The following is a 24,150-nucleotide window of genomic DNA, read 5'->3' on the forward strand; positions in this document are numbered from 1 at the left end:
GTTAGATGTTCAATGCTTGCGGCTGCTGGGCGGTGTGCGGATGCTCTGCGCCCGCGTATACCTTCAGCTTTTTGAACATGGCGCGACCCAGCGGGTTGCGGGGCAGCATGCCCTTCACCGCGGTCTGCAGCACACGCTCAGGCGCCTTGTCGATCAGCTTCTCAAACGAGATAGACTTGATGCCGCCGATGAACCCCGTGTGATGGTGGTACATCTTGTCTTTGGCCTTGGCACCGGTCACGTGGATCTTTTCCGCATTGATCACCACGATGTAATCGCCGGTATCGACGTGCGGTGTGTACTCAGCCTTGTGCTTGCCGCGCAAACGGTGAGCGATTTCGCTGGCCAGACGCCCGAGGGTCTTGCCTGACGCATCGACGACAAACCAGTCGTGGCGCACGTCTTCGGCTTTGGCACTGAAAGTTTTCATGAATAAACGCCTCTTGGAGGGCTCCAATTTCGAGAGCGCGAATACTACTGCTTCGCACCCGGCTTTTCAAGCACCGCTGAAAATAATCTGTCGCCGGGCAGAGTCACTCGCGCTCAGGGTCGGTGCTCCCTGGCGAGATAGTCGTGAGACTGCATTTCCTGCAAACGGGACACGGTTCGCTGGAACTCGAACCGCAAGCGGTGGCCATCATACAGGTCCAGCAGCTGCCTGTCAGCAGCCATCACCAGCTTTACATTGCGATCGTAGAACTCGTCGACCAGGTTGATGAAGCGGCGCGCGGCGTCATCATTGCCGACACCCAGCGCCGGCACGCCAGACAGCACCACTGCATGGAACTCGCGGGCGAGTTCGATGTAGTCGTTCTGTGAGCGCGGCCCTTCACAGAGCTCGGCGAAGTCAAACCAGACCACATCATCGGCCACGCTGCGGGTGCGAATGGCGCGGCCATTGATCTGCAGGCTGGCGCCGTCGGTCGCGGCATGCGGCGCCAGACGCTCGAAACTCTGGCGCAGGCTGACGTCCGCTTCCGCATCCAGCGGGTAGTGGTACAGCTCGGCCCTCTCCAGCGTGCGCAGTCGATAATCCACGCCGGCATCCACGTTCACCACCTGTGTGTGCTTCTCTATCAGCGCGATGGCGGGAAGGAACCGCTGCCGCTGGAGACCGTTCAGGTAGAGCCGGGACGGCTCGATGTTGGAGGTGGCCACCAGTGTCACGCCGCGCGCGAAGAGCGCCTCCATCAGGCCGCCCAGGATCATGGCGTCCGCGATATCGGTGACGAAAAACTCATCGAAACACACCACACGGGCGTCGGCAGCGAGTCGATCCGCCACCTGCTGCAGTGGGTTCTTCTCCCCCGCCAGCTGCTTGAGCTCCGCGTGCACGCGCTGCATGAAGCGGTGGAAATGCACGCGCAGCTTGCGCTCGAAAGGCAGGCAATCGAAGAACGTGTCCATCAGATAAGTCTTGCCGCGACCCACGCCGCCCCACAGGTACAGACCCCGCTCCGGTGCCGCGGGGCGGCGCCGCCACCACTGCCACCACGCTGAGCGGCGCTGCTCCTGTTGCACCAGGCGCTCAAAGACATCCTGCAACAGACGCACAGCCGTCTCCTGCGCAGGATCACGGGAAAACCCCGGCTGCTGCAAATCCGCCTGGTAGCGCTCCCAGGGCGTCTGTCGCACTGCATTCACGCCGCTGTCCGGCCTCGTGTTGATGGGAAAACTGGCGGCACACTCTATCCATGCAGCGAGGCCTTGGCAACGCTTTCGCCAGACCCGCGCTAGAGTCCCCCGCAGATTGCGGTATACTCGCTGCTGCCCTACCCGCCGCAAAGAGGAAACCCTGTGTACAGTTTGACGATTCTGATAGTCACCGGCGCCATCACTCTGCTCGTGGGCGGTGCCATCGGCCTGCTGCTCGGCCGCCGCCTGTCTGCAGACGGCCAGCGGCTGCGCGACACGGAGCGCAAGCTGGACCAGATGACCCAGGATAAGCGGGCCTACGAAAACGAGGTGGTCGAGCATTTCACGCAGACCGCGAGGCTGCTGAACACCCTGACCGACAGCTACCGCAATGTCCACAATCACCTCGCCGCCGGCGCGGAAACCCTGTGTCAGGACAAGGGGCCGGTATCCCTGGAGCGGTTACAGGGGGGTGCCGAGGACGACGCCGAGATTCCTGCACACCTGGCACAAATCCAGCCGCCCCTGGACTACGCGCCGAAGACCTCTCCCGGTGAAAAGGGCATGCTCAACGAGGAATTCGGCATCGAGCGCCAGCCCAAACCCGCGCAGGATCGCTGAAGCGCCCTGCCTACACCGGATTATCGATATCGATAAACCGGTGCTCCAGACCGAATTCGGCGGCAAGGTGCTCCCCGAGCGCCTGCACGCCATAGCGCTCAGTGGCGTGGTGTCCCGCCGCCACAAAGTGAATACCCTCCTCCCGCGCGATGTGTACCGTCGGCTCGGAGGCCTCACCGGTCAGGTACAGGTCCGCACCCGCCGTCACCGCTTGCCCGATATACGATTGGGCAGCACCTGTACACCAGGCAATCCGCCGGACTGACTGTTCGGGATTCCCCACGTGCAGAGGTGTGCGCCCGGTGAGCTGCGCGATGTCACCAAGCACATCCACCACCTTCCGCGGCGCGGACAGGTGGCCGATGTTGCCCACGGCAGTCGCGTCGCCAGGGTCCAGGCGCTGCACGTCGATCATACCCAGCAGTGCACCCAGCCGCGCATTATTGCCCAGCTCGGGGTGGGCATCGAGCGGCAGATGGTAGGCCAGCAGGCTGATATCGTGTTCCAGCAGCGTAGCCAGCCGCCGGCGCTTCATGCCCACCACAGGCTCTGCCTCGCCGCGCCAGAAGTATCCATGGTGCACCAGGATCGCGTCCGCACGCTGCTCGACCGCTGCCTCCAGCAGGGCCTGACATGCGGTGACGCCGCTCACCAGACGGTGCACCCGGGCGCGCCCCTCCACCTGCAGGCCGTTGGGGCAGTAATCGCGAAAGCGCGCAACATCCAGTAGCTGGTCAATGTGGCGCACCAGGTCTTGCAGCGGTACAGGCATGGCGGTATTCCGGGATTTCTGCGGTTTCGTGGCTGTGGATGTTTCGACCATCATATACAATGACGCTGCGATTCGACACACGGCCGCCACCCTATGCCCAACAGCCTGCGCTATTTTGTCTGGCCCGCGATTGCCGGCCTGCTGGCGGCCCTGCTGATACTGGACCGCTGGGTGCTGCCGCGCAGCGACGCGGTGAATCGCGGTGACACCGCCATGAGCTACGCCGCCGCCGTGCGCAGCGCCACACCCGCGGTCGTCAACATCTACACGGCAAAGCTCATCCCCTCCCGCAGCGCAACGCGCCCCGGCGACCTGCTTAACCGGCCGTCAAACCGGGTGCCTGCGCAGCGCCAACGGATCGAACGCTCGCTGGGTTCAGGCGTCATCATGACCGCGGAGGGGCATGTGCTTACCAACAACCATGTCATCCACGAGGCCGATGCTATCCAGGTGCTACTGCACGATGGGCGCTCGGCGAATGCCGTGGTCATCGGTACGGACCCCGCCACAGATCTCGCCGTGCTCAAAATCAACCTTGAGGACCTGCAACCCATTGCTCTCGGCAACTCCGACACCGCGCGCGTGGGCGATGTGGTGCTGGCCATTGGCAACCCGCTGGGCTTCGGCCACTCGGTCACCCAGGGCATTGTGTCAGCGCTGGGCCGCTACGGACTGCAGCTCTCGGCCTATGAGGATTACATCCAGACCGATGCCATCATTCATCTCGGCAATTCCGGCGGCGCGCTGGTCAATGCCCGCGGGGAACTGCTGGGCATCAACACGCTGATCTACACCGGCGCCGACCAGACCCGGGGCAGCGCGACCGGCATCGGCATCAGCCTGGCCACGCCGGTGAACATGGCCCTGTTTGTGATGGAGGATCTGATCCGCTACGGCGAGGTCATCCGCGGCTGGCTGGGCGTGAGCGTGGCACCCGTTCGCGGGCTGGATGAACGCCGGCCAGGCATGCAGTTGCTTGAAGTGACGGCGATGGCAGAGGACAGCCCGGCACAGCGGGCGGGCATCCAGGTACGCGATATCATCACCCACATTGATGGCGAGCCCGTTCAGGACGGGCGCATTACCATGCACCGCATCGCGCAACTGCGCCCGGGCGACAACATCGATATCACGGTACAGCGCAACCAGCAATCCATCGACCTGCGCGCCATCGTCGGTACGCTGCGCCATTCACCAACCATCTAGCGACTGATCGTCAGTCGTCGCGCAGGCGCAACTCCGCACTGCGGGCGTGGGCAGTCAACTGCTCGCCGCGGGCCAGCGTGGATGCGACGCGACCCAGCGTCTGCACACCGGCCTCACTGCACATGATCAACGAACTGCGCTTCTGGAAATCGTAGACGCCCAGCGGAGAGAAAAAGCGCGCTGTGCGTGATGTGGGCAGCACATGGTTGGGCCCGGCACAGTAATCCCCGAGGCTTTCGGAGGTGTAGGCACCCATGAAAATGGCACCTGCATGCCGGATCTGGGGCAGCAGCGCTTCGGGGTCGGCGACGGACAGCTCGAGGTGTTCCGGCGCGAGGCGATTGCAGAGCGCGACGGCCTCTGCAAGGTCACGGGTGAGTATGAGAGCACCGCGCCCGGTGAGTGATGCGCGAATGATCTCGGACCGCTCCATGGCAGGTAACAGGCGTTCGATGCTCTCTGCCACCCGCGCGATATACTCCGCATCCGGGCAGAGCAGCAGCGACTGGGCGTTTTCATCATGTTCCGCCTGCGAAAACAAATCCATCGCCACCCAATCCGGATCGGTGGTGCCATCGCAGACGATGAGTATTTCCGATGGACCGGCGATCATGTCGATACCGACCCGGCCAAACACCTGGCGCTTCGCGGTCGCCACGTAAATGTTGCCCGGGCCGACAATCTTGTCCACCGCCGGCACCGTCGCCGTACCGTAGGCCAGCGCGGCAACCGCCTGGGCGCCACCCAGCGTGAAGACGCGGTCCACGCCGGCGATGGCAGCGGCAGCGAGCACCAGATCGTTCAACTCACCCTCCGGCGCGGGAACGACCATCACAATTTCGTCCACCCCGGCCACGCGTGCGGGCAGGGCGTTCATCAGCACCGATGAGGGATAGCTCGCCTTGCCACCCGGCACGTAGATACCCACCCGCTCCAGCGCCGTAATCTGCTGGCCGAGCAGGTTGCCCTCCTCGTCCCGATACTGCCAACTGGCCTGCCGCTGGTGCTCGTGGTAGCTGCGCACCCGCGCCGCTGCCTGCTCCAGAGCCAGCCGCTGGGGCTGGGGGATCGTGTTCAAGGCCTGCTGCAGGCGCTCCGCTGGAACCTCCAACTGCGCCGCCGTGGCAACAACCCGCCGATCAAAGCGCGCGGTATACTCCAGCAGTGCGTCGTCACCGCGCTGGCGCACCGCCGCGATAATCTCCGCTACGGCGGCTTCCACAGCGGCGTCCAACCCCTCTTCCCAGGCCGTCAGGGCATCCAGTTGCTGGTCGAAGTCTGCGCTGCGGGTGTCGAGACGCCGCATTTCAGGCGACCTCCGCCGCCGCCGCGAGGCGCTCGACAAGGTCGTGGACCACACCATAACGCGCCCGCATGGCAGCCTTGTTGACGATGAGGCGGGAACTGATCCGGGCGATTTCGTCCAGCGGTTCCATGCCATTCGCACGCAGTGTGTTACCGGTGTCTACGATGTCGACAATCAGATCTGCCAGGTCCATCATCGGCGCCAGTTCCATGGCGCCATACAGTTTGATGACATCCGCATGGACGCCCTGCGCGGCGAAGTGTCGCCGGGCAATATTGACGAACTTGGTGGCGACCCGAACGCGTGCACCGGAGGCCGACCAGCCAACGGGCCCCGCCGTCATCAGGCGGCAGCGGGCAATGCCCAGGTCCAGCGGTTCATAGAGGCCTTCAGCGCCGTGTTCCAGCAGGATGTCCTTACCCACCACCCCGAGGTCGGCAGCGCCATGGCGCACATAGGTGGGCACATCGGTACCGCGAATCACCACCAGCTGAATGTCCTCGCGGGTGGTGGCGAAGATCAGCTTCCGGCTGCTGTGAATATCCTCCAGCGGCTCGATGCCGGCCCGGGCCAGCAAAGGCAGGGTTTCCTGCAGTATGCGGCCTTTCGTCAAGGCCATGGTCAAAGGTTGTGCCATAGCGGGCCTCAGCTGGACAGGCGACGGATATCCGCCCCCAATGCCTGCAGTTTCTCTTCGATGCACTCGTAGCCGCGGTCGATGTGGTAGATGCGATCGATGATGGTCTCTCCCTCGGCCACCAGGGCCGCGATGACCAGGCTTGCCGATGCACGCAGGTCGCTGGCCATCACCGGCGCACCCTGCAGACCCGGCTGCCCGGTGATGATGGCGGTATTGCCCTCAATCACGATGTGCGCGCCCATGCGGTTCATTTCGTGGGTCTGGATGAGCCGGTTTTCAAACACCGTCTCGGTGACCGTGGCCGTGCCTTCGGCAATGGCGTTCATGGCGGTGAACTGGGCCTGCATATCCGTGGGGAAGCCGGGATAGGGTGCCGTCTTCACGCTTACGGCGCGCGGCCGGCGACCTTCCATGTCCAGTGAAATCCAGTCCTCACCCTGCTCCACCCGGGCGCCGGCCGCTGCCAGTTTGGCGAGCACCACTTCCAGGGCATGCGGACAGGTCTGACGCAGCATAATGCTGCCGCCGGTCGCAGCGGCTGCCACGAGGTAGGTCCCGGTTTCGATGCGGTCGGGCATCACCCGATACTCGCAACCGTGCAGCCGCTCCACCCCGTCAATCGTTATCGTGTCTGATCCGTGGCCGCTGATCTGCGCCCCCATGGCAATCAGGCATTCCGCCAGATCCACCACTTCTGGCTCGCGGGCCGCGTTCTCAATCACCGTGCGCCCATCCGCCAATGTAGCCGCCATCATGATGTTTTCGGTGCCGCCGACGGTCACCGTCTCCATGACAATACGGGCACCGCGCAACCGGCCGTCCACCTCCGCGTTGATGTAGCCGCCGTCGACGGTGATCTGTGCCCCCATTGCCTCCAGGCCTTTCAGGTGCAGATCGACCGGGCGGCTGCCAATGGCACAGCCTCCCGGGAAGGACACATGGGCACGCCCGAAACGGGCGACCATGGGGCCCAGCACAAGAATCGAGGCGCGCATCGTCTTGACCAGTTCATAGGGCGCAGAGAACTCGGTGACATCGCTGGCGTCCACCTCAATGCCCAGCTTTTCGTCCAGGGTCAGCTTCACGCCCATGCAACCCAGCAGCTCGATCATGGTGGTGATGTCATGCAGGTGCGGCAGGTTGCTGATAATCACACGCTCGTCGGTCAGCAAGGTGGCCGCCAGGATCGGCAGCGCCGCATTCTTGGCACCGGAAATGCGCAGCTCGCCGTGCAGGCGATGCCCGCCGCGAATGGCCAATTTATCCACTAGATACTCCTGACGAACGGGCTCAGCCGCCCGCGCCCCATTGCTCAGGGGTAAACGTGCGTATGTTCACCGCGTGAATACTGCCGTTGGCAATCTGTTCGGCAAGCGCGGCGTACACCAGCTGCTGCCGCTGCACCGGGCGCTTGCCCGCAAAGACCTCGCCGATGGCTGTGATGTCGTACCGGTTGCCTTCGCCCTCAACCCGGACCTCGCAGTCCTGTAAATGGGCCTCAAGCAGGGCCGTTACGGTTGCCGCATCCATCATGTTCTTTCCCCAAAACTAGCCGCAGTGGCGCAAGGCGCAGCATTCTAGGCGAATCGGCGCTCAGTGGCGAGTGTTGCAACAGGCGAAACCGACACCGTCAGCTCTGGATATCCACCGCTGACCACTGAGCGATCACAGTATCCAGATCACCGTCGTGCTTGCGCGCCGAGGCCTCGAACTGGCTGCGGTAAATCTCGCCGAGGTTGACGTTCTCGATCACCAGGTTGCGCAGTTTCCACTGGCCATCGCGATCGCGCCCCATGTGGTACACCAGCACGTAGGGCTCGGCACCGCTGTTGTAGATCAGCTGCCGAACCGCGGCACGCGGCCCCGCGGACTCGTCTGCACTGAGGTCGGGCACTTCGATTCTGGAGCCACCAAAGGCCAGCAAACCCTTGCCGTAGGTCCGCACCAAGCCCTCGCGCATGACCTCCGTGAAGCGCTCGAGCTGGTCCCGCAGCTGATCGCGACCGGCGCCGTCCAGGGAGCGGTAACGCTCCACACTGGCATAGGGACCCATCACACCGCGGGCAAAGCCGCGGAAGTCCACCACATCGTCCAGTATGGCCTGCAGGGTGTTGTAGAACCGCTCGGGCTCCGTGTCCATATAGCCCTCGGCCTCGCTGACCGCAGACATCACCTGGTCGGTCGCCTGCCGGACCACCTCGTGCGCACCGAGCGGCGCAGCCGGCTCGTTGGCCTGTACCTGAAGTGCCACAACCGTAAGCAGGGTTGCAGCCCATTGCAGCAATTGGGTCATACCTTATCCTTGAATGTCATTACATGCCGGTCGGCGCTCTGTATACTGCGCTCCCACAACCCCTGTGCCGAGAGCTGCCACGGCGTTCGACACCGCCGCGCCGGCAACAGTTCCGTGGCTGTGGGGGCCCACTACTTTAACAGGAATTGTGCTCTTATGCTGTTAGCAACAGCTGCCATCGTCATCGGCTTCCTGATCCTGATCTGGAGCGCCGATGTATTCATCGCGGGAGCAGCGGCGCTGGCAGCAAACCTCGGCATGTCGCCGATTGTCATCGGCTTGACCATTGTGTCGATTGGCACCTCTGCCCCGGAGATCCTCGTCTCGCTGACCGCCGCGGTGACGGGTGCGGGGGCACTTGCCATCGGCAACGCCCTGGGTTCCAACATCGCCAATACCGGCCTCGTGCTCGGTGTGACGCTGCTGATCGCGCCGCTGAAGGTGCACCCCGGCTGCATGCGGCGCGAACTGCCCACCTTGCTGCTGGTCACACTGGGGGCAGCGCTGTTGCTCCTGGACGGCGAGCTGTCCCCGCTCGACGGCATCGTCATGCTGGCAACGCTGGCGATCATCATGAGCGCAATGCTGCGCGGTGAAGCCACCGACCCCGAGCTACTGCAGGAGGCCTCTGAACTGACCCGCGAACCCACCCCCCTGGGGACTGCCTGGCTGAGGTTCGGCGGCGGCTTGCTGCTGCTGGTTGCCAGCTCACGACTCCTGGTGTGGGGCGCCACGGGTATCGCCGAACAGCTGGGGGTCTCGGAACTGGTCATCGGCCTGACCATCGTGGCCATCGGCACCAGCCTGCCGGAACTCGCGGCGACGGTGGCCAGCGCCCTGCGAGGCCACGCGGACATCGCCGTGGGCAACGTGATCGGCTCCAACCTGTTCAACCTGCTCGCGGTGATGGCCATTCCGGGCCTGATCGAAACGCAGATTCTCGATGCTCTGGTGCTGTACCGGGACTATCTCACCATGGCCGGCATGACCCTGCTCCTGGCGGCGGCAGTCTATCTGAGCCGCAGTCGGCATAAATCCGGTACGGAGGGCTATGCCTATATCGGACGCAGCCTCGGCCTACTGTTACTGGCGGTGTACGGGCTGTACTATTACTGGCTGTACCGGACCCGCTGAGCCTGCCGCCCACCATGCACGCACATGACCCCGCTGCCCACATCGCTTCCGCGCAACGCACGATCCGCATGGAGCGCGATGCCATCGCCGAACTCGAAGCGCGCATTGACGCCAGCTTCGCAGGCGCCTGCGCGCTGTTGCTCGGCGTCAAGGGGCGCGTGATCGTCACCGGCATGGGAAAGTCCGGGCACATTGCCAGCAAGATTGCGGCCACCCTGGCAAGCACGGGTACACCTGCCTTTTATGTGCATCCAGCGGAAGCGAGCCACGGGGATATCGGCATGATCACCGCGGACGATGCGGTGATTGCGCTCTCCAACAGCGGCCGCTCGCCGGAGGTCGTCACGCTGCTGCCGCTACTGAAGCGGCTCGGCATACCGCTGATCAGCATGACCGGCAATCCGGATTCTCCCCTCGCCGAAGCGTCTGACGCCCACCTGGATACGGGCGTAGAGACAGAGGCCTGCCCGCTCAACCTTGCACCGACCTCCAGCACAACCACCGCGCTGGTCATGGGGGACGCGTTGGCCATCGCGCTACTGGAGGCCCGCGGTTTCACCGCCGAGGATTTTGCCTTTTCGCACCCGGGCGGCACGCTGGGTAAAAAGCTGCTGCTGAAGGTTGAGGACATCATGCACACCGGTGCGGCGATCCCGCGGGTCACACCCGCCACGCCACTGTCTGCTGCGCTGCTGGAAATCAGTCGCAAGGGGCTGGGAATGACCACGGTCACCGGGCCGGAGGACGCACTGGTCGGGATCTTCACCGACGGCGACCTGAGGCGCGCGCTGGACGAGGACGTGGACGTGCGCAACACCCCGATCAGCGAGCTGATGACCCGGGGCGCCAAAACCATCGGGCCCAACATGCTGGCAGCAGAGGCGCTGCGCATCATGGAAGAAAACAAGATCACCTCCCTCGTTGTGCAACGCGGAGAGCGTATCGTGGGCGTGGTCCACTTGATGAACCTGCTACACGCGGGTATCGCCTGATATGGTCACCGAACCCCAGGCCGCGCTGGCCATCCGCCTGCTGGCGCTGGATGTCGACGGCGTCCTGAGTGACGGCCGGGTGACCTACGCCAGCGATGGCAGCGAGCTCAAGTCCTTCAATATCAAGGACGGACTGGGTATCAAGCTGCTGCAGCGTTGTGGCATCCGGGTGGCGATCATTACCGGTCGCCGTTCAGATATGGTCGCCAGGCGGGCCACAGAGTTGGGCATCGCCGACCTGTACGAGGGCCGTGAAGACAAGCTCAGTGCACTGCAGGAACTCGGGGAACACCTGGGCCTGACGCTCAGCGAATGTGCCTACATGGGCGACGACCTCCCGGACCTCGGTGCGATTTGCGCGGCAGGAATCGGGATGACCGTGTCCGATGCCGTGCCGGAGGTGCGCGCCGCCGCAGACTGGTGCAGCCGCGCCCCGGGTGGTGCGGGGGCCGTGCGGGAAGCCGCCGAGTGGCTGTTGCAGGCACGCGGGCAGTGGGACGACCTGCTCACAGAGTTCCGCTGATGGAGCGACGCAGGCGTCCATGGCTTCTCGCGGCGGTGCTGGTCGGCGTAGTGGCGTGCTACCTGGGCATCACGGGCGGTGGTCCGCTGGAGCGCAGACCCGTGGCGCAACAGGCAGATATTGTACAGACCTATCTGCTAGACTCGCGCAGCCTGACCTATGCGGAAGACGGTAACCTCGCCCATGTCATGGAGGCCGTGCGTGTGGAACATCGGGGTGACGATGAGGTCTCAGATCTGGAGCAGCCAAGGTTCTACTCGCATGACGGCAACAACCAGACCTGGTCGGCCAGTGCCACGCGCGGCCGGCTCAAGCACCGGACTGGCATACTGATATTGCGCAAAGACGTGGTGCTGACTGATGACAAGGCCGGGGGTGTTCTGGAAACCAGCGCCATGACCCTCAACCTGAAACAGCGCACCGCAAGGTCCAAGGTCCCGGTCAGGGTGACCCAGGGCAACAATGTACTTACCGCCGACGGGATGTTCGCAGACCTGAAGCGCCAAACCATACGCCTGATGCCCGGCGTGGAGGGGATCTATGTTCCGGAAGGCTCCTGAGGGGAGTCGCATTGGCCCACGTGCACTCAGCATCGGGCTTGCGGTGATCAGCCTGCTGCTGGCCAGCGCCACACAGGCGCTGCCCAGCGACCGCGAGCAGCCAATTCGAATCAGTGCTGATCAGGCCTTGCGCGATGAGCGCGAGGGCTTTACCGAATACACGGGAAACGTGCGTCTGCAACAGGGCAGCCTGCAGATCCAGGCCAACAAGCTCACCATCTTCCATGGCCGAGAGGCCGCTGACCGCATCGTGGCGGAAGGCAGCCCGGCGCGTATGCAGCAGCAGCCGGCGGCCGACAAGGCGGTTATTCACGCAGCAGCGCTCAGCATCGAGTATTTCAAATCCCAGGAGCGGGTGAAACTCAGCCGCGAAGCGCGGATTGAGCAGGACGGCTCGATTGTTACCGGCAATACCATCGATTATTTCATGGCGGAGCAGCGGGTCAGGGCCGACGCCGGTCGGCGCGAGGACGGCGGCCGGGTCGAGGTCGTCATCCCCGCCGAGGTGCTGGAAGGCGACGAACAAGAGGCGCAGCGTGGCGCAACTCAGGGCGAGTAACCTGGCCAAGGCCTACCGGGGTCGCAAGGTGGTCATCGACGTCTCGCTGGAGATTTCCAGTGGGCAGGTGGTCGGTCTGCTGGGCCCCAACGGGGCAGGTAAAACCACCTGCTTCTACATGGTGGTTGGCATTATCACGGCAGACGCCGGGCGCATCGAACTGAATGGCGAAGATATCACGTCACTGGCGATGCACGACCGGGCGCGCCGCGGGCTTGGCTACCTGCCCCAGGAGGCCTCCATTTTCCGCAAGCTGAGCGTGCAGGACAACCTGCTCGCGATTCTCGAAACGCGGCCCGACCTGGGCAAGGCCGAGCGACTGGCACACTGCGACCGGCTGCTGGAGGAGTTCCACCTGACTCACCTGCGCACCAGCCTCGGCCAGGCACTGTCCGGAGGCGAGCGGCGCCGCGTGGAAATCGCCCGCGCACTGGCGACCGAGCCCGACTTCATCCTGCTTGACGAACCCTTCGCCGGCGTGGACCCGATCTCGGTTTCCGATATCAAGGACATCATCATTCATCTGCGCAAGCGCGGCATAGGCGTGTTGATCACAGACCACAACGTCCGCGAAACCCTCGACATCTGCGAGCGTGCCTACATCGTCGGCGAGGGGCATATCATCGCCGAGGGAAATGCCCAGGAAGTGCTGGAAAACCCCCGCGTGCGCAAGGTCTATCTGGGCGAGCACTTCAGGCTTTGACGCAGGGCCTCACCCCTGCCCCGCGCCTCCACAATCCCGCAAGCAAATTTCGCGCCATTCTGTTGCGCGGCTACCTGCGCCAGCGCTACACTGGCATCACAGCCAACCCGCGGCGGTACCCGGGATGAATCCAGTACGTTGATGAAACAGTCGCTTCAACTCAAGCTTGGCCAACAGCTGACAATGACGCCGCAGCTGCAACAGGCCATCAAGCTGCTGCAGCTGAGCACCCTGGATTTGCAGCAGGAGATCCAGCAGGCGCTGGACAGTAACCCACTGCTGGAACTTGCCGAGGACGACTACGACGCCGAGGCTGAAGCCCGCGCGCTGGCGACCGAGAACAGCCAGTCCACCGGAGAAGCCACTCCGGAACAGGCAGAGCGCGACGTCGCCGCTAGCGCTGACGAATGGCAAACCGACACCCTCCCCGATGAACTCCCTGTCGACACCCAGTGGGATGACCTGCTGCCCTCCTCCTCGGCCCCCGCGAGCCAGGGAGAGGATGGGTTTGACGGCGATTTTGACGCGCGCAACAACGCCCGCGACAGTCTGCAGGACCAGCTGCTCTGGCAACTGAACCTCACTCGCCTGTCGGACACTGATCGCATCATCGCCATGGCCATTATCGATGCGACCGACGCCAACGGACGCCTGCAGAGCAGTATCGAGGATATCCATGAGTCGCTGACGCCGGATCTGGACATCGACCTCGACGAGGTCGTGGCGGTGCTGCACTGCCTGCAGCAGTTTGAGCCGGCCGGTGTCTGTACACGCGACCTGCAGGAATGCCTGCTTGTGCAGCTGCAACAGCTTCCCCCGGGTACGCCCTGCGTGGAACAGGCTCGGCTGATGATCAGCCGGCACATGGCACAACTGGGCAGCGGCGACTACAAGCAGATCATGCGTCGCATGCGCCTCAGCGAAGCCCAGCTGAAAGAGGTGCTGGACCTGATCCGCACCCTGGATCCAAACCCGGGGCAGAGCGTTGGCGAAGACACCACGGAGTATGTGGTGCCTGATGTTTTCGTGAGCAAGCGCAACGGCCGCTGGGTGGTCGAGCTCAACCCTGACATTGCGCCCAAGCTGCGCATCAATGACAGCTATGCCAGCCTGATACGTCGCGCCGACAGCAGTGCCGACAACACCTTCCTGAAGGACAACCTGCAGGAAGCCCGCTGGTTCCTGAAAAGCCTGCACAGCCGCAACGAAACACTGATGAAAGTGGCGAGCAAGATCGTGGAACACCAGCGCAATTTCCTTGAGTATGGCGAAGAGGCCATGAAGCCGTTGGTGCTGCATGACATTGCGGACGCCATCGAGATGCACGAATCGACCATATCCCGCGCCACAACACGCAAGTACATGCACACGCCGAGGGGTATTTTCGAACTGAAATATTTCTTCTCCAGCCACGTGGGCACCACTGAAGGTGGCGAGGCCTCTTCCACCGCGATCAAGGCGCTGATTCGCAAGCTGGTGGCGGCGGAAAACCCGCGCAAACCGCTCAGCGACAGCAAGATTGCCGCCGTGCTGGAGGAGCAGGGTCTGCAGGTGGCGCGCCGCACGGTGGCGAAATATCGCGAGATGTTGATGATCCCGCCCTCCAATGAGCGCAAGAGATTGGTCTAGACTATCAGTGTACTGCCCGGCAGTACGTGGTCAGGTTGCCGCCGGCAGAGCGCGGCACACCGGTTCCGGGCGACAAGCCCGGCTTTCATGAGAAGAAGGAGTCAGGTATGCAATTGAACGTCAGCGGACACCACGTAGAGGTTACCCATGCGCTGCGTGAATATGTGGAGAGTAAGTTCGAGCGCCTGCAGCGACATTTCGACCAGATAACCAATACCGAAGTCACCCTGATTGTGGAAAAAATGGTGCAGAAGGCCGAGGCCAACGTGCACATTTCAGGCGCGGACATCTTTGCCGCAGCGGAGTCAGAGGACATGTATGCAGCGATTGACGCACTGGCCGACAAGCTCGACCGCCAGCTCATCAAACACAAGGAAAAGGCGCGAGCCCGTTAGGAACTTTCATGCACGTTCTTTCTGAACTGCTGACGCCGGGGCGCACGGTCTGCCGTGCCCCCGGCAGCAGTAAAAAAAGGCTCTTTGAAACGCTGGCCAGTGTGGTCAGCGACACCAGTCCGGAGCTTGCCGAGGCGGATATCTTCGCCCAGCTCATCGCGCGCGAGCGCCTGGGCAGTACCGGTCTGGGTGCCGGTATTGCCATCCCGCATTGCCGCATCGCCAATTGCAGTCAGCCCATCGGCTGCCTGGTCACACTGGAGGAGCCGATTGACTTTGACGCACCGGACGACCTGCCGGTGGATATCCTGTTTGTGCTTCTGGTGCCTGAAGAGGCCCACCAGGCCCACCTCGACATACTGGCGCGCATCGCCCGCCTGTTCAGCCAGTCCAGCTTCTGCGACGCATTGCGCGATGCCCCCGACAGTGCCACGCTGTTCCGGCGGGCGACCGAGTGGCAGGCCTGACCCGCGCCATGCACCTGGTGATCATTTCAGGCCGCTCCGGGTCGGGCAAAAGTACCGCCCTGCATCAGCTGGAGGACGAGGGCTTTTACTGTATCGACAACCTCCCTGCCGCCCTGCTGCCCGCCCTGGTCGATGAGGCCAGCCGCCCGGGATTTGAGCATTTCCGCGGCGCCGCGGTGTGCATTGATGCACGCAATGCCTGGCGCAATCTCGAGGACTTCAACGCCATCGTCGACGCGTTACCGGACAGTGTGAACAGCGAGATCCTGTTTCTGGACGCGCAGGACAGCGTGCTCATCAAGCGCTTCAGCGAAACCCGGCGCAAACACCCCCTGAGTGGCGAACAGATGCCTTTGGCAGAAGCCATCGAGCGCGAGCGCGAGTTGCTTGAACCCATCGCCAGCGCCGCCGCGCTGGTACTGGACACCAGCCAGCTGACCATCTACGAACTGCGGGATGCCGTACGGCAGCGACTGATCGGCGAGAGCTCGGGCAGCATGTCAGTGCTGATCCAGTCCTTTGGCTTCAAACGCGGCGTGCCCACGGATGCCGACCTGGTGTTCGACGTGCGCATGCTGCCCAACCCCCACTGGGTGAAAGAACTGCGTCTGCAGAATGGACTGGACACGGAAGTGCAGGACTTCCTCGAAGCACAGCCGATGACCGGCGAGCTGTTCGAGAGCATTTGTGACTACCTGGATCGCTGGCTGCCGCAGTACCGGGACAGCAACCGCAGCTACATGACGGTGGCGATCGGTTGTACCGGTGGTCAACATCGGTCAGTATATCTTGCGGCCAGGCTCTACCGGCACTACAAGGAGCGGTACCCGCAGGTTCATATTCGCCACCGGGAACTGCAGTAACCGTGATTCAAGCGCAACTCACCATCATCAACAAACTCGGCTTGCATGCACGCGCCGCCGCCAAGTTCGTGAGCTGTACTGCGGCCTACAGCAGCACTGTACGGGCGGGCCGCAATGGCGAGATGGTCGACGGCAAAAGCATCATGTCCATCATGATGCTGGCGGCAGGGCAAGGCACCGTGCTCGACATCGAGGTCGATGGCCACGACGAGGAAGCTGCCCTGGAGGCATTGCGCACGCTGGTCGAAAACCGGTTTGATGAAGGTGAATAGGTCACACTGACCCCCCGCCACATTGTTACGCCCGGCGCTTTGCCGGATAATCTGCGCTGCATTGCCACCAGCACCTTTTCCGCGGACCCGTAAGCCATGGCGCAGCCCTCATCATCACAGGCAAGACTCGAACGCCTGTCCCAGGCACTGGGGAGTGGCACGTTCGCTGACGTCAAACGCATGCTCAATGGACTGCCTGCTGCCGATGTCGCCCACCTGCTGGAGTCTTCGCCGCCCAAATTCCGCCACATCCTGTGGCAGATGGTGGAACTGGAGAACGAAGGCGACGTCATCAATGAGCTCGGCGACGAGCTCCGGGTGCATTTCCTCAGCGACATGGATGCGGCGGAAGTCGCGCAGATTACCGAACACCTGCAGGACGACGACCTCGCCGACATCCTGCAACAGCTCCCGGACCGGATAACGCGCGAAGTTCTCGACTCGATGGACCACCGGGACCGCGCCCGCCTGGAACAGGTCATGAACTATCCGGACGACACTGCCGGCGGCCTGATGAGCACGGACACCATCACCATCCGCCCGCCCCTGACGCTGGATGTGGTGCTGCGCTACCTGCGCCGGCACACCGAGATACCCGCCATGACCGACAATCTGATTGTCGTCAATCGCAATGACCAGTTTATCGGCCTGCTGCCGCTAAACACGCTGCTGGTGTCCGACCCCTCGGCCACTGTGCGGGAAATGATGCTCACCGATGTTCCGCCGATTCCCGCCTCCATGCCGGACGATGAAGTGGCGCGCCTGTTCGAGCGCAATGACTGGGTCTCGGCCCCGGTAGTGGACGATGACGGACGTCTGCTCGGCCGTATCACCATTGACGACGTGGTCGACGTGATCCGCGAAGACGCCGATCACTCGCTGACGTCGATGGCGGGCCTGGCAGAAGATACCGACACCTTCGCGCCGGTGCTCAACACCGCGAGCAGGCGTGCCATCTGGCTTGGCATCAACCTGATCACGGCGTTTATTGCCGCCTCGGTCATCAACATCTTTCAGGACACCATCGAAAAAGTGGTGGCGCTGGCGGTACTGATGCCGATCGTGGCCTCAATGGGGGGCATCGCCGGGACCCAGACGCTGACGGTGATGGTGCGCGGTATCGCCCTGGGACAGGTCAGCAAGAACAACGAATCCTGGCTGATCCACCGCGAGGTGGGTGCGGGGATCCTCAACGGCCTGTTGTGGGCCGGCGTGGTGGCGGTCGCCGCCTCCGCCTGGTTCCAGGACTGGACCCTGGGCCTGATCATCGCCCTGGCCATCATCATCAACCTGGTCACCGCCGCGTTTACCGGCGCGGCCCTGCCCCTGCTGCTGAAGCGACTCAAAATCGATCCGGCGCTGGCGGGTGGCGTGGTGCTGACGACGGTCACTGACGTGGTCGGCTTCTTTTCATTCCTCGGCCTGGCGACCTGGTTCTATGCCTGATTACACCCCCCCCGATGAGCACGACGAATTCGAGCCGCCCAGTAAAAGCGAGCTGAAGCGACGCATGACCGCACTGCAGAACCTGGGCGAAGCGCTCACCGCGCTCAGCGACAAGCAGTTGCAGAAGGTGCCGATCGAAGATACTCGCCTGCTGGAAGCCATCGCCGAGGCCCAGCGCATCACATCGAACAGCGCCCGGCGCCGCCACCTGCAGTTCATTGGCAAACTCATGCGCGACATTGATGCCGAGCCGATCGCAGCCGCGCTGAGCGCCATGCATCAGGAGCAGCACCGTGCCGCCGCCCACTTCCAGGGGCTGGAAGCGCTGCGAGACCGCCTCCTCGATGAGGGCCCGGAGGTGATTGGCGACGTTGTCGAGCGCTGGCCCGATACCGACCGTCAACACCTGCGCAATTTGCTGCTGCAAGCCCAACGTGAACAGAAACGGGGGCAGGCACCGGCGGCTGCGCGCAAGCTGTTTCGCTATTTGCGCGAGCTGGCGTCCGCGGCCGGCGATGGCGAAGGCGATGGCGATGCGCTGGATGCAGCAGCAGACGACGCCGACGAATCCTGAGCGACCTCGCCCGGCGCCGGCACAGCTTCCACAGGCGCAGTGCCATCGCTGGTGTCAAATATCCGGTCCAGCCGCACCTCCGGTTCCTGCCAGGTGCCGGAAATACCATAGACCGCACTGGATAACTGGGACACCTGTTTTTCGAACAGTTTGCTGACCACGAACACCCCCGCGGCAACCGGTAGCCCGGCTGTGAGGGCGGCAACCCAGGGCAGGTTATTCGCCACCGGCAGTGTCGCAACCAGCTCTCCATCCAGCGAGCGGGAGGCAATCTCCGAACTGCCACTGAAGCGGAAGCTGGAGCCAGCGCCGGATACCGCCAGCTGCGGCACACGAATCATTCCAGCCTGGAGTTGCAACTCCCCATCCATGCTGTCGAAGGGAATACCCGATTCAAACCACTGGGTCAGGCTGAGGCGCTGCACGATGTCCGCCAGATTGAGAATGCTTACCACACGCAGCGCGCCAGAGGCGCCCGCCGATGCATTCAGGAAGCGACCCTCATCCAGCGCCAGCGACAAGCGGCCACTGGCACTCGCCAGGGCGAATCGCTGCGGTGCTCCAGGCCACCGCAGATCCACTGCAAAACGGCCCTGCTCCGTTTCGAGGATGGTTTCATAGCCCAGTGCTGCCAGGGTGTCGGCCAGGTCAGCGGCCACCAGATCCATCTTCAGACGGGTTCCCTCGTCGGACCAGGTCAAGCTGGCTTCCGGGTCGGAGGCAATCTGCAGGCCGGCGAGCTCGCCTTGCAGCGCTTGCACATCGAGGGTGCGATCGCCGGGACGCAACACAAACGAGAGCTGACCCAAGGGCCTCCCCCCGCGCAGGACTTGCCCGATAGCGACATCGATATCCGGCCAGTCGTTCACAACACCGGGATCGGGGGACTCTCCGTCGCCCGTAGACAGGCCGGCAAGGTCCAGAGCGTCGATATTAAGCACCAGCCTGGACAGGCGGCTGTCGGCGCGTCCTGCAGCACGCAGCCAGGGCGTTTCCACGCCACCTCGCCAGCCCTGCGCCGTCTGCTGCAGGTTGACCAGCACATCCTGCCAGTCCTGCCCGCGCAGCAGCACGCTATCCACGAGCAGTTGCTCTACCACGAGCTGCGGGCCGCTGGCCGGGTCGACAGCGCCCGGCCGCACGGGCAGCAGCGGTTCCAGGGCGCGCTGCCAGGCATCCACATCCAGCAGCGCCGCGTGCCCGGACAGGCGCACCTGTCCCGGCACCAGCGGTAAAGGCTGATCCTGCAGCGCGAGCGAAGCAGCGTCCAGCCTGCCATCGGCCAGGGCAAGGCGCGCGGCGACACGGTCGCCTGCGCGCAGATCCAGAATCAACGGCTCTTTGCCCAGGGAACTGTCGACCGTGAAATCGAGTGATTCATGCGCTGCCTTACCCCAGGTCTCGGGCAACGCCAGGGCCACGCCCTGCAGGTTCGAGCGCAGCTGCAACTGCGGCGCGGCCCCGGGCACGATATCCAGCGTCGCCGTCACGGGTGCCTCGCCGGTCGCCAGCGCCGGCACGGCGTCACCCAGCCAGTCGCGCAGCGATGCCACTGCGACGTCGCCAGCAACGGAGAGCCTTACACCGCCCTCCGGTGGTGCGGGTTGTGACAGGGACACCGCCAGGGGTCTTCCCCAAAGTCGCGCCGTCATGCCTTCCAGAGCGAATCCGCCGGCGCTGGTATAGCGCAGCGCGCCATTCAGCCCGTCGATCTGCAACCCGCCCGGACGTATGGCCAGCGACGCATCGTCGAGGGCGACATCCAGCGCGACCCCGGCGGACGACTCGGCCTCGCCGAGGGGAAGATCCAGCGCCAGGTCAAGCGTCAGACCACCCTGCGCGGACCACTGCTGCAGCGCGCCCTGCAGGCTCTCATCCAGCGGCGACTGGTTGATGACCCGCAGTCCGTCCGTCGCACTGCCCGCAATGCCGGCGGTGATTGCCAGACGCATTTCCCCTGACGGCGAACGCCAGGTTTCTGCGGACAGCCGGGAGACGGCGGCATCGTAGAGCCGTGCCGCACCTGCCCACACGCTGACCCGTGTGTCATCGATGAGCACGGTACCTTCGGGGACGGACAGCGTGGGCCAGCGCGGGTGGTAGGCCAGTTCGGCATCACGCAATACAAAGAACAGCTGCACGGTCCGGCCCGCCGGTACCTCAGGCCGTAGACTGCCACGCCAGAGAAATCCGCCGGCATCGAGCGCTGCCTGTTGCACACTGCTGTCCAGCCACTGCAACAGGTTCTCGTCGAGGATATATGGCAGGTAACGGCTGCGATACCGGGCATCGGAGTCACGCAAACCCACCAGCAGATCCATTTCAATACCGTTGCGGGTTGGTCCCCGCGGGATCCACAGTCCGAGCAGCGCTCGCGCCACGCCTTCCTCACCCTTGGCTGTCAGCAGCCCGCTGTGCAGCTGCACACCGGCTTCTGTCCAGCTGATATCGAGGTCTCCGAAGAGCTCTCGGTAGACCAGCGGTTGCCGGTAGACGGTGGGGAACTCCAGGGTAATGTCCTCACTATCCAGTATCACTCGGCCACTGGCCGGCGTGAGCTGTAGGTGCCCACTGGCCCCGGTCACGCCCGGCGCGCCGCGCCAGGAAGCCAGGGCAAGGTCGGTGAAGGCGAGGGACAAATCCCATCCGCGGGCTTCTGCGGTCATGTCATCCATGCTGAACTGCAGCTCCCTTAACGCACCGCGCGGGTCCAGTTCCTGCAGGACATCGGTCAGGGCGGTGGGCAGTATCCCCGCTGTGCTCACCAGTTCTGCAGTTTCCGCCAGGGGCAGATCGCGCCCGCGCAGGCGCAGCGAGTCACCCCATACATCCACCTGCAACCGCGGCACAGCCAGCTGGCCACCCGCGTAGTCCAGCTGCACATCGGAGACAAAAACGCTCAAGCGCTGCCCTTGCTGCTGCAGGCTCGACTCCAGGCTGAGATGCTCCACCGGCAGCACCCAGCCTTCCGCCTCGCCGCGCAGTACAATATCCTCGCCGGACAGCCTCAGCTGCAGACCTTCGAGCCCCGCATTCCAGTCCAGCCAACCCTCGAGCCGCGCCTCTCCGCTGGCGGCCAGCGGCAGTCGCCGACCCCACAGGGGGCGCCAGGGGTCCAGGCTCGCCAGGTCGACAAGCTCGGCGTTCAAGTACACCACACCACTGTATTCCGCCATCGCCAGGGGATCGCCAATGCCCTCGGCGAGTATGCGTATGCGGCTGCCATCCTCCGTCTCGAGCATCGCACGCAGCTGCCGGTGACTGCCCTCCCGGTGCAGCGCCAGGTCAAGACTGAGCCTGTGCTGTCGCGCATCAGGGGATTGCAGCTGCAGCGTGTTCTGCTCCAGCGTCACATGCCGGCTATCCAGCAACAGTGCCCGCAGGCGTGCCGGCGCATCACCACCGCTGCCACCCAGGCCCATGAGGCGAAATTCCCCCGCGGCCGTAATCTCGCCCGATAGCAACAGATGACTGAGGCGCAGGTGCCCGATGCGCAGGGAGCGTTGCAGCAGGCTGCCCCAGACATCAATGGCGACACGCCCCCCTCCCACTGATAGCGGCTCACCGTCGGGAAACCGCAGCTGCACATCGCGGAAAACCAGTTCGGGCCCAAACCCGTGCCACTCGGCGGACAGGGCACCCTGCTCAATCACGAAGGGCACCCGCGCATTCAGCCCATCCAGCAGCCAGCGCTGGTTGGCTTCCACCATCCCGACCAGCAGCCGCCCAGCACTGACATACACGGCCAACGAAACCACGGTCGCAACGATCAGCCGCCACAACAACTGGCTCAGCCGATGATACCGCGACAGTGCTTCAGTCATTGCCGCGGACCATCTCGGCCAGCGATGCAGCAGCCTGCCGGCGTGTGAACAGGGCAACGCCCAGCGGCTCGACCCGGTGTACCCGGCCGCACGCCCCATCCCCTTCCAGCGCCTGCTGCAGTGCATCCAGCACCTGCCGCCAGGCGGCGGAATCACCGAGGGAAACAAAATCAACTGCGAAAAGGCCACCGATACCGCGCAGGCGCAGCTCACGCGGCAGTGCCGCCACCGCCTCGAGGTTGGCCGTGAGCGCTGCGCCGCTGCTGCCGCTGTCGGCGCCGGTATTGACATCAATGGTGGTCATGGCCGAGGTCTGCTCGATAATCAGGCTGCCACCCGAGGGCAGTGCAACCCGCGGCTGCAACAACGATTCGATGGCCGTGTCCACGCCGCGACGGGCAAACAGGAGAGCACCGTCGCCGGCGTGTTCCACCCGTGGCGCAAAGGCAGGCCGATAGACCGCGCACCAGCTGCGCAGGGCTGCCGCCGTGTCGGCGCTGGCAACACGAATCACGCTCGGTGTGGGCCCCGGGAGGTCACGCAGAATGCGCTGGGCAAATGGCAGTTCCTGCAGCAGCATCCGCGGCGGCCCCTGCAGGGAACTCGCCGCCTGCAGCGCCCGCCACCGTTCGGCGAGCAACCGGGCCTCGTCGCGCAACAGCGCCTCCGGTGCGTCCGCGGCCGCCGTGCGCGCCAGCAGGCTGGCACCCTCGATCCCCGCCGCCAGCTCGGCCAGCAGGCTGCCCAGCCGACGACGGGACGCCGGGTCCTGTATTCGGCGCGACAGACCTGTGCCACCCCTGTTGGCCAGCAGCACCAGGTGCGATCCGGGCAATCCCAGCACGGCACTGAGCTGTGGACGCTTGTCACCCACGCTGTCGCGGGTCACCTGCACCAGCAGTCGCTGCCCCTGCCGAAGCTTCGCCGGGAGCGGTCCAGCCGTCGGTGACAGCAGTCCCTGCAGCTCCGGCTCAATGGTGACGAACGCCGCCTCCATGCCGGGCTGCAAGCGCGTGACACGCCCGCTGTAGATGCTGCCGACCCGTGAGGGGCTGGCACAGCGCTCGACCTGCAGCGCCTGCAACACGCCATTGCACAGGCGGGCCATCCGGTGGAGGGCCGCGTCCTCGCAAATCAGAATCTCGTCATGCATCGACGGGTCCGAGAAGGCCAGCCACGCCGTGCTCGGCCAGCAACGCCCAGGTCTCCGCCAGGGGCAGGCCCACCACGTTACTGTAGCTGCCCTCGATGCGCCGCACGAGGGCGCCCCCCAGGCCCTGGATGCCGTAACCACCCGCCTTGTCCCAGGGCTCGTCCGTTGCCAGATAACGCTCACACAGCTCGCGCGTGAGGTTGATAAACGTGACCTCGGTTGCCACTGCCACCTCGGCGCAGCCCTCAGCGTGGGCCAGGCACACCGCGGTGATCACCACGTGGGTGCGCCCGCTGAGCCGCGCGAGCATGCCGAGGCCGGAAAAATGGTCGGCTGGCTTGCCGAGGATATCGTCATCGATAACCACTGTGGTGTCGGCGGCAAGCACAGGCTCCGAGGTGCCGCGACGGGCCTGCACGGCCATGGCTTTCTCCCGAGCCATGCGCGCAACATAATCCGGTGGCGCTTCGCCCGGCCGCGCGGACTCGTCGATGTCTGCCGGATCCACCGCAAAATGCACGCCGAGCTGGGCAAGCAGCTCCTGACGGCGTGGAGAGGCAGAGGCCAGGATGAGTAGTGACAT

At 64.1% G+C, this 24,150-nt stretch carries 26 protein-coding genes; 15 read left to right on the forward strand and 11 right to left on the reverse strand.

Annotation, left to right across the window (positions count from 1 at the left end; all coding sequences use genetic code 11):
* Position 1 precedes the first annotated feature (1 nt).
* On the reverse strand, positions 2-430 hold the full coding sequence (rplM, locus tag AACZ17_RS02170) for a 50S ribosomal protein L13 (protein ID WP_339637621.1): 429 nt from the start codon (positions 428-430) through the stop codon (positions 2-4).
* A 113-nt stretch (positions 431-543) separates the two neighbouring features.
* On the reverse strand, positions 544-1,635 hold the full coding sequence (zapE, locus tag AACZ17_RS02175) for a cell division protein ZapE (protein ID WP_339637655.1): 1,092 nt from the start codon (positions 1,633-1,635) through the stop codon (positions 544-546).
* A gap of 162 nt (positions 1,636-1,797) precedes the next feature.
* On the opposite strand from zapE, the gene AACZ17_RS02180 reads away from it, so the two are divergent.
* Positions 1,798-2,256 (forward strand): DUF1043 family protein, encoded by a 459-nt coding sequence (locus tag AACZ17_RS02180; RefSeq protein WP_290744708.1) that lies wholly within the window; start codon positions 1,798-1,800, stop codon positions 2,254-2,256.
* Positions 2,257-2,266: 10 nt separating this feature from the next.
* Here the strand turns inward: AACZ17_RS02180 and AACZ17_RS02185 are convergent, their stop codons facing one another.
* Complete coding sequence (locus AACZ17_RS02185; protein ID WP_290744710.1) at positions 2,267-3,028, reverse strand: Nif3-like dinuclear metal center hexameric protein; 762 nt, start codon at positions 3,026-3,028, stop codon at positions 2,267-2,269.
* A 93-nt stretch (positions 3,029-3,121) separates the two neighbouring features.
* On the opposite strand from AACZ17_RS02185, the gene AACZ17_RS02190 reads away from it, so the two are divergent.
* A complete protein-coding gene (locus AACZ17_RS02190; protein WP_290744712.1) occupies positions 3,122-4,234 on the forward strand; it encodes a trypsin-like peptidase domain-containing protein in 1,113 nt (370 codons plus the stop codon).
* A gap of 10 nt (positions 4,235-4,244) precedes the next feature.
* On the opposite strand, the gene hisD is transcribed toward AACZ17_RS02190, so the two are convergent.
* From hisD to AACZ17_RS02215, 5 genes are all read right to left on the reverse strand, one after another.
* A complete protein-coding gene (gene hisD, locus AACZ17_RS02195) occupies positions 4,245-5,540 on the reverse strand; it encodes a histidinol dehydrogenase (protein ID WP_290744714.1) in 1,296 nt (431 codons plus the stop codon).
* Between the two features lies 1 nt (position 5,541).
* Positions 5,542-6,177, reverse strand: a complete 636-nt coding sequence (gene hisG / locus AACZ17_RS02200) for an ATP phosphoribosyltransferase (RefSeq protein WP_290744716.1) — start codon at positions 6,175-6,177, stop codon at positions 5,542-5,544.
* Positions 6,178-6,185: 8 nt separating this feature from the next.
* Positions 6,186-7,448 carry a UDP-N-acetylglucosamine 1-carboxyvinyltransferase gene (gene murA, locus AACZ17_RS02205; protein ID WP_290744718.1) on the reverse strand — a complete coding sequence of 421 codons (1,263 nt, stop codon included), beginning with the start codon at positions 7,446-7,448 and terminating at the stop codon, positions 6,186-6,188.
* Between the two features lie 22 nt (positions 7,449-7,470).
* A complete protein-coding gene (locus AACZ17_RS02210; protein ID WP_290744720.1) occupies positions 7,471-7,713 on the reverse strand; it encodes a BolA/IbaG family iron-sulfur metabolism protein in 243 nt (80 codons plus the stop codon).
* Between the two features lie 97 nt (positions 7,714-7,810).
* The gene (locus tag AACZ17_RS02215) at positions 7,811-8,473 is read right to left on the reverse strand and encodes an ABC transporter substrate-binding protein (RefSeq protein WP_290744722.1); all 663 of its coding nucleotides are present in this window, start codon (positions 8,471-8,473) and stop codon (positions 7,811-7,813) included.
* A 156-nt stretch (positions 8,474-8,629) separates the two neighbouring features.
* On the opposite strand from AACZ17_RS02215, the gene AACZ17_RS02220 reads away from it, so the two are divergent.
* The 13 genes from AACZ17_RS02220 (at position 8,630) to yjgA (ending at position 18,590) form a co-directional block, all read left to right on the forward strand.
* Positions 8,630-9,607 carry a calcium/sodium antiporter gene (locus AACZ17_RS02220; RefSeq protein WP_290744724.1) on the forward strand — a complete coding sequence of 326 codons (978 nt, stop codon included), beginning with the start codon at positions 8,630-8,632 and terminating at the stop codon, positions 9,605-9,607.
* Positions 9,608-9,621: 14 nt separating this feature from the next.
* On the forward strand, positions 9,622-10,599 hold the full coding sequence (locus AACZ17_RS02225; protein WP_290744726.1) for a KpsF/GutQ family sugar-phosphate isomerase: 978 nt from the start codon (positions 9,622-9,624) through the stop codon (positions 10,597-10,599).
* A gap of 1 nt (position 10,600) precedes the next feature.
* Positions 10,601-11,122: an HAD hydrolase family protein gene (locus AACZ17_RS02230; protein ID WP_290744728.1), complete on the forward strand. Its 522-nt coding sequence runs from the start codon at positions 10,601-10,603 to the stop codon at positions 11,120-11,122.
* Entirely contained in the window at positions 11,122-11,682 is a 561-nt protein-coding gene (gene lptC, locus AACZ17_RS02235; RefSeq protein WP_290744730.1) for an LPS export ABC transporter periplasmic protein LptC, read from the forward strand. The genes AACZ17_RS02230 and lptC overlap by 1 nt, the downstream gene beginning before the upstream one ends.
* Positions 11,663-12,241 carry a lipopolysaccharide transport periplasmic protein LptA gene (lptA, locus tag AACZ17_RS02240; RefSeq protein ID WP_290744732.1) on the forward strand — a complete coding sequence of 193 codons (579 nt, stop codon included), beginning with the start codon at positions 11,663-11,665 and terminating at the stop codon, positions 12,239-12,241. The genes lptC and lptA overlap by 20 nt, the downstream gene beginning before the upstream one ends.
* Positions 12,219-12,944: an LPS export ABC transporter ATP-binding protein gene (lptB, locus tag AACZ17_RS02245; protein WP_290744734.1), complete on the forward strand. Its 726-nt coding sequence runs from the start codon at positions 12,219-12,221 to the stop codon at positions 12,942-12,944. Before lptA ends, lptB begins: the two co-directional genes overlap by 23 nt.
* Before the next feature lie 141 nt (positions 12,945-13,085).
* On the forward strand, positions 13,086-14,573 hold the full coding sequence (locus AACZ17_RS02250; protein ID WP_290744736.1) for an RNA polymerase factor sigma-54: 1,488 nt from the start codon (positions 13,086-13,088) through the stop codon (positions 14,571-14,573).
* 107 nt (positions 14,574-14,680) lie between these two features.
* Positions 14,681-14,968 carry a ribosome-associated translation inhibitor RaiA gene (gene raiA, locus AACZ17_RS02255; RefSeq protein WP_290744738.1) on the forward strand — a complete coding sequence of 96 codons (288 nt, stop codon included), beginning with the start codon at positions 14,681-14,683 and terminating at the stop codon, positions 14,966-14,968.
* An 8-nt stretch (positions 14,969-14,976) separates the two neighbouring features.
* Positions 14,977-15,435: a PTS IIA-like nitrogen regulatory protein PtsN gene (ptsN, locus tag AACZ17_RS02260; RefSeq protein WP_290744740.1), complete on the forward strand. Its 459-nt coding sequence runs from the start codon at positions 14,977-14,979 to the stop codon at positions 15,433-15,435.
* A gap of 8 nt (positions 15,436-15,443) precedes the next feature.
* On the forward strand, positions 15,444-16,298 hold the full coding sequence (gene rapZ, locus AACZ17_RS02265) for an RNase adapter RapZ (protein WP_290744853.1): 855 nt from the start codon (positions 15,444-15,446) through the stop codon (positions 16,296-16,298).
* 2 nt (positions 16,299-16,300) lie between these two features.
* The gene (locus AACZ17_RS02270) at positions 16,301-16,570 is read left to right on the forward strand and encodes an HPr family phosphocarrier protein (RefSeq protein WP_290744742.1); all 270 of its coding nucleotides are present in this window, start codon (positions 16,301-16,303) and stop codon (positions 16,568-16,570) included.
* A gap of 96 nt (positions 16,571-16,666) precedes the next feature.
* Entirely contained in the window at positions 16,667-18,016 is a 1,350-nt protein-coding gene (gene mgtE / locus AACZ17_RS02275; protein WP_290744743.1) for a magnesium transporter, read from the forward strand.
* On the forward strand, positions 18,009-18,590 hold the full coding sequence (gene yjgA, locus AACZ17_RS02280; RefSeq protein WP_290744745.1) for a ribosome biogenesis factor YjgA: 582 nt from the start codon (positions 18,009-18,011) through the stop codon (positions 18,588-18,590). The genes mgtE and yjgA overlap by 8 nt, the downstream gene beginning before the upstream one ends.
* Here the strand turns inward: yjgA and AACZ17_RS02285 are convergent.
* Genes AACZ17_RS02285 through AACZ17_RS02295 form a run of 3 tightly spaced genes read right to left on the reverse strand, consistent with a single transcriptional unit; the run spans position 18,500 to position 24,150 of the window.
* On the reverse strand, positions 18,500-22,414 hold the full coding sequence (locus AACZ17_RS02285) for a YhdP family protein (RefSeq protein ID WP_290744747.1): 3,915 nt from the start codon (positions 22,412-22,414) through the stop codon (positions 18,500-18,502). The two genes, yjgA and AACZ17_RS02285, sit on opposite strands and share 91 nt — an antisense overlap.
* A complete protein-coding gene (locus AACZ17_RS02290; RefSeq protein WP_290744749.1) occupies positions 22,407-23,567 on the reverse strand; it encodes a ribonuclease E/G in 1,161 nt (386 codons plus the stop codon). Before AACZ17_RS02290 ends, AACZ17_RS02285 begins: the two co-directional genes overlap by 8 nt.
* On the reverse strand, positions 23,560-24,150 hold the full coding sequence (locus AACZ17_RS02295; protein WP_290744751.1) for a Maf family protein: 591 nt from the start codon (positions 24,148-24,150) through the stop codon (positions 23,560-23,562). The genes AACZ17_RS02290 and AACZ17_RS02295 overlap by 8 nt, the downstream gene beginning before the upstream one ends.

This window comes from uncultured Haliea sp., assembly GCF_963973825.1.
Lineage (GTDB): Bacteria > Pseudomonadota > Gammaproteobacteria > Pseudomonadales > Halieaceae > Haliea.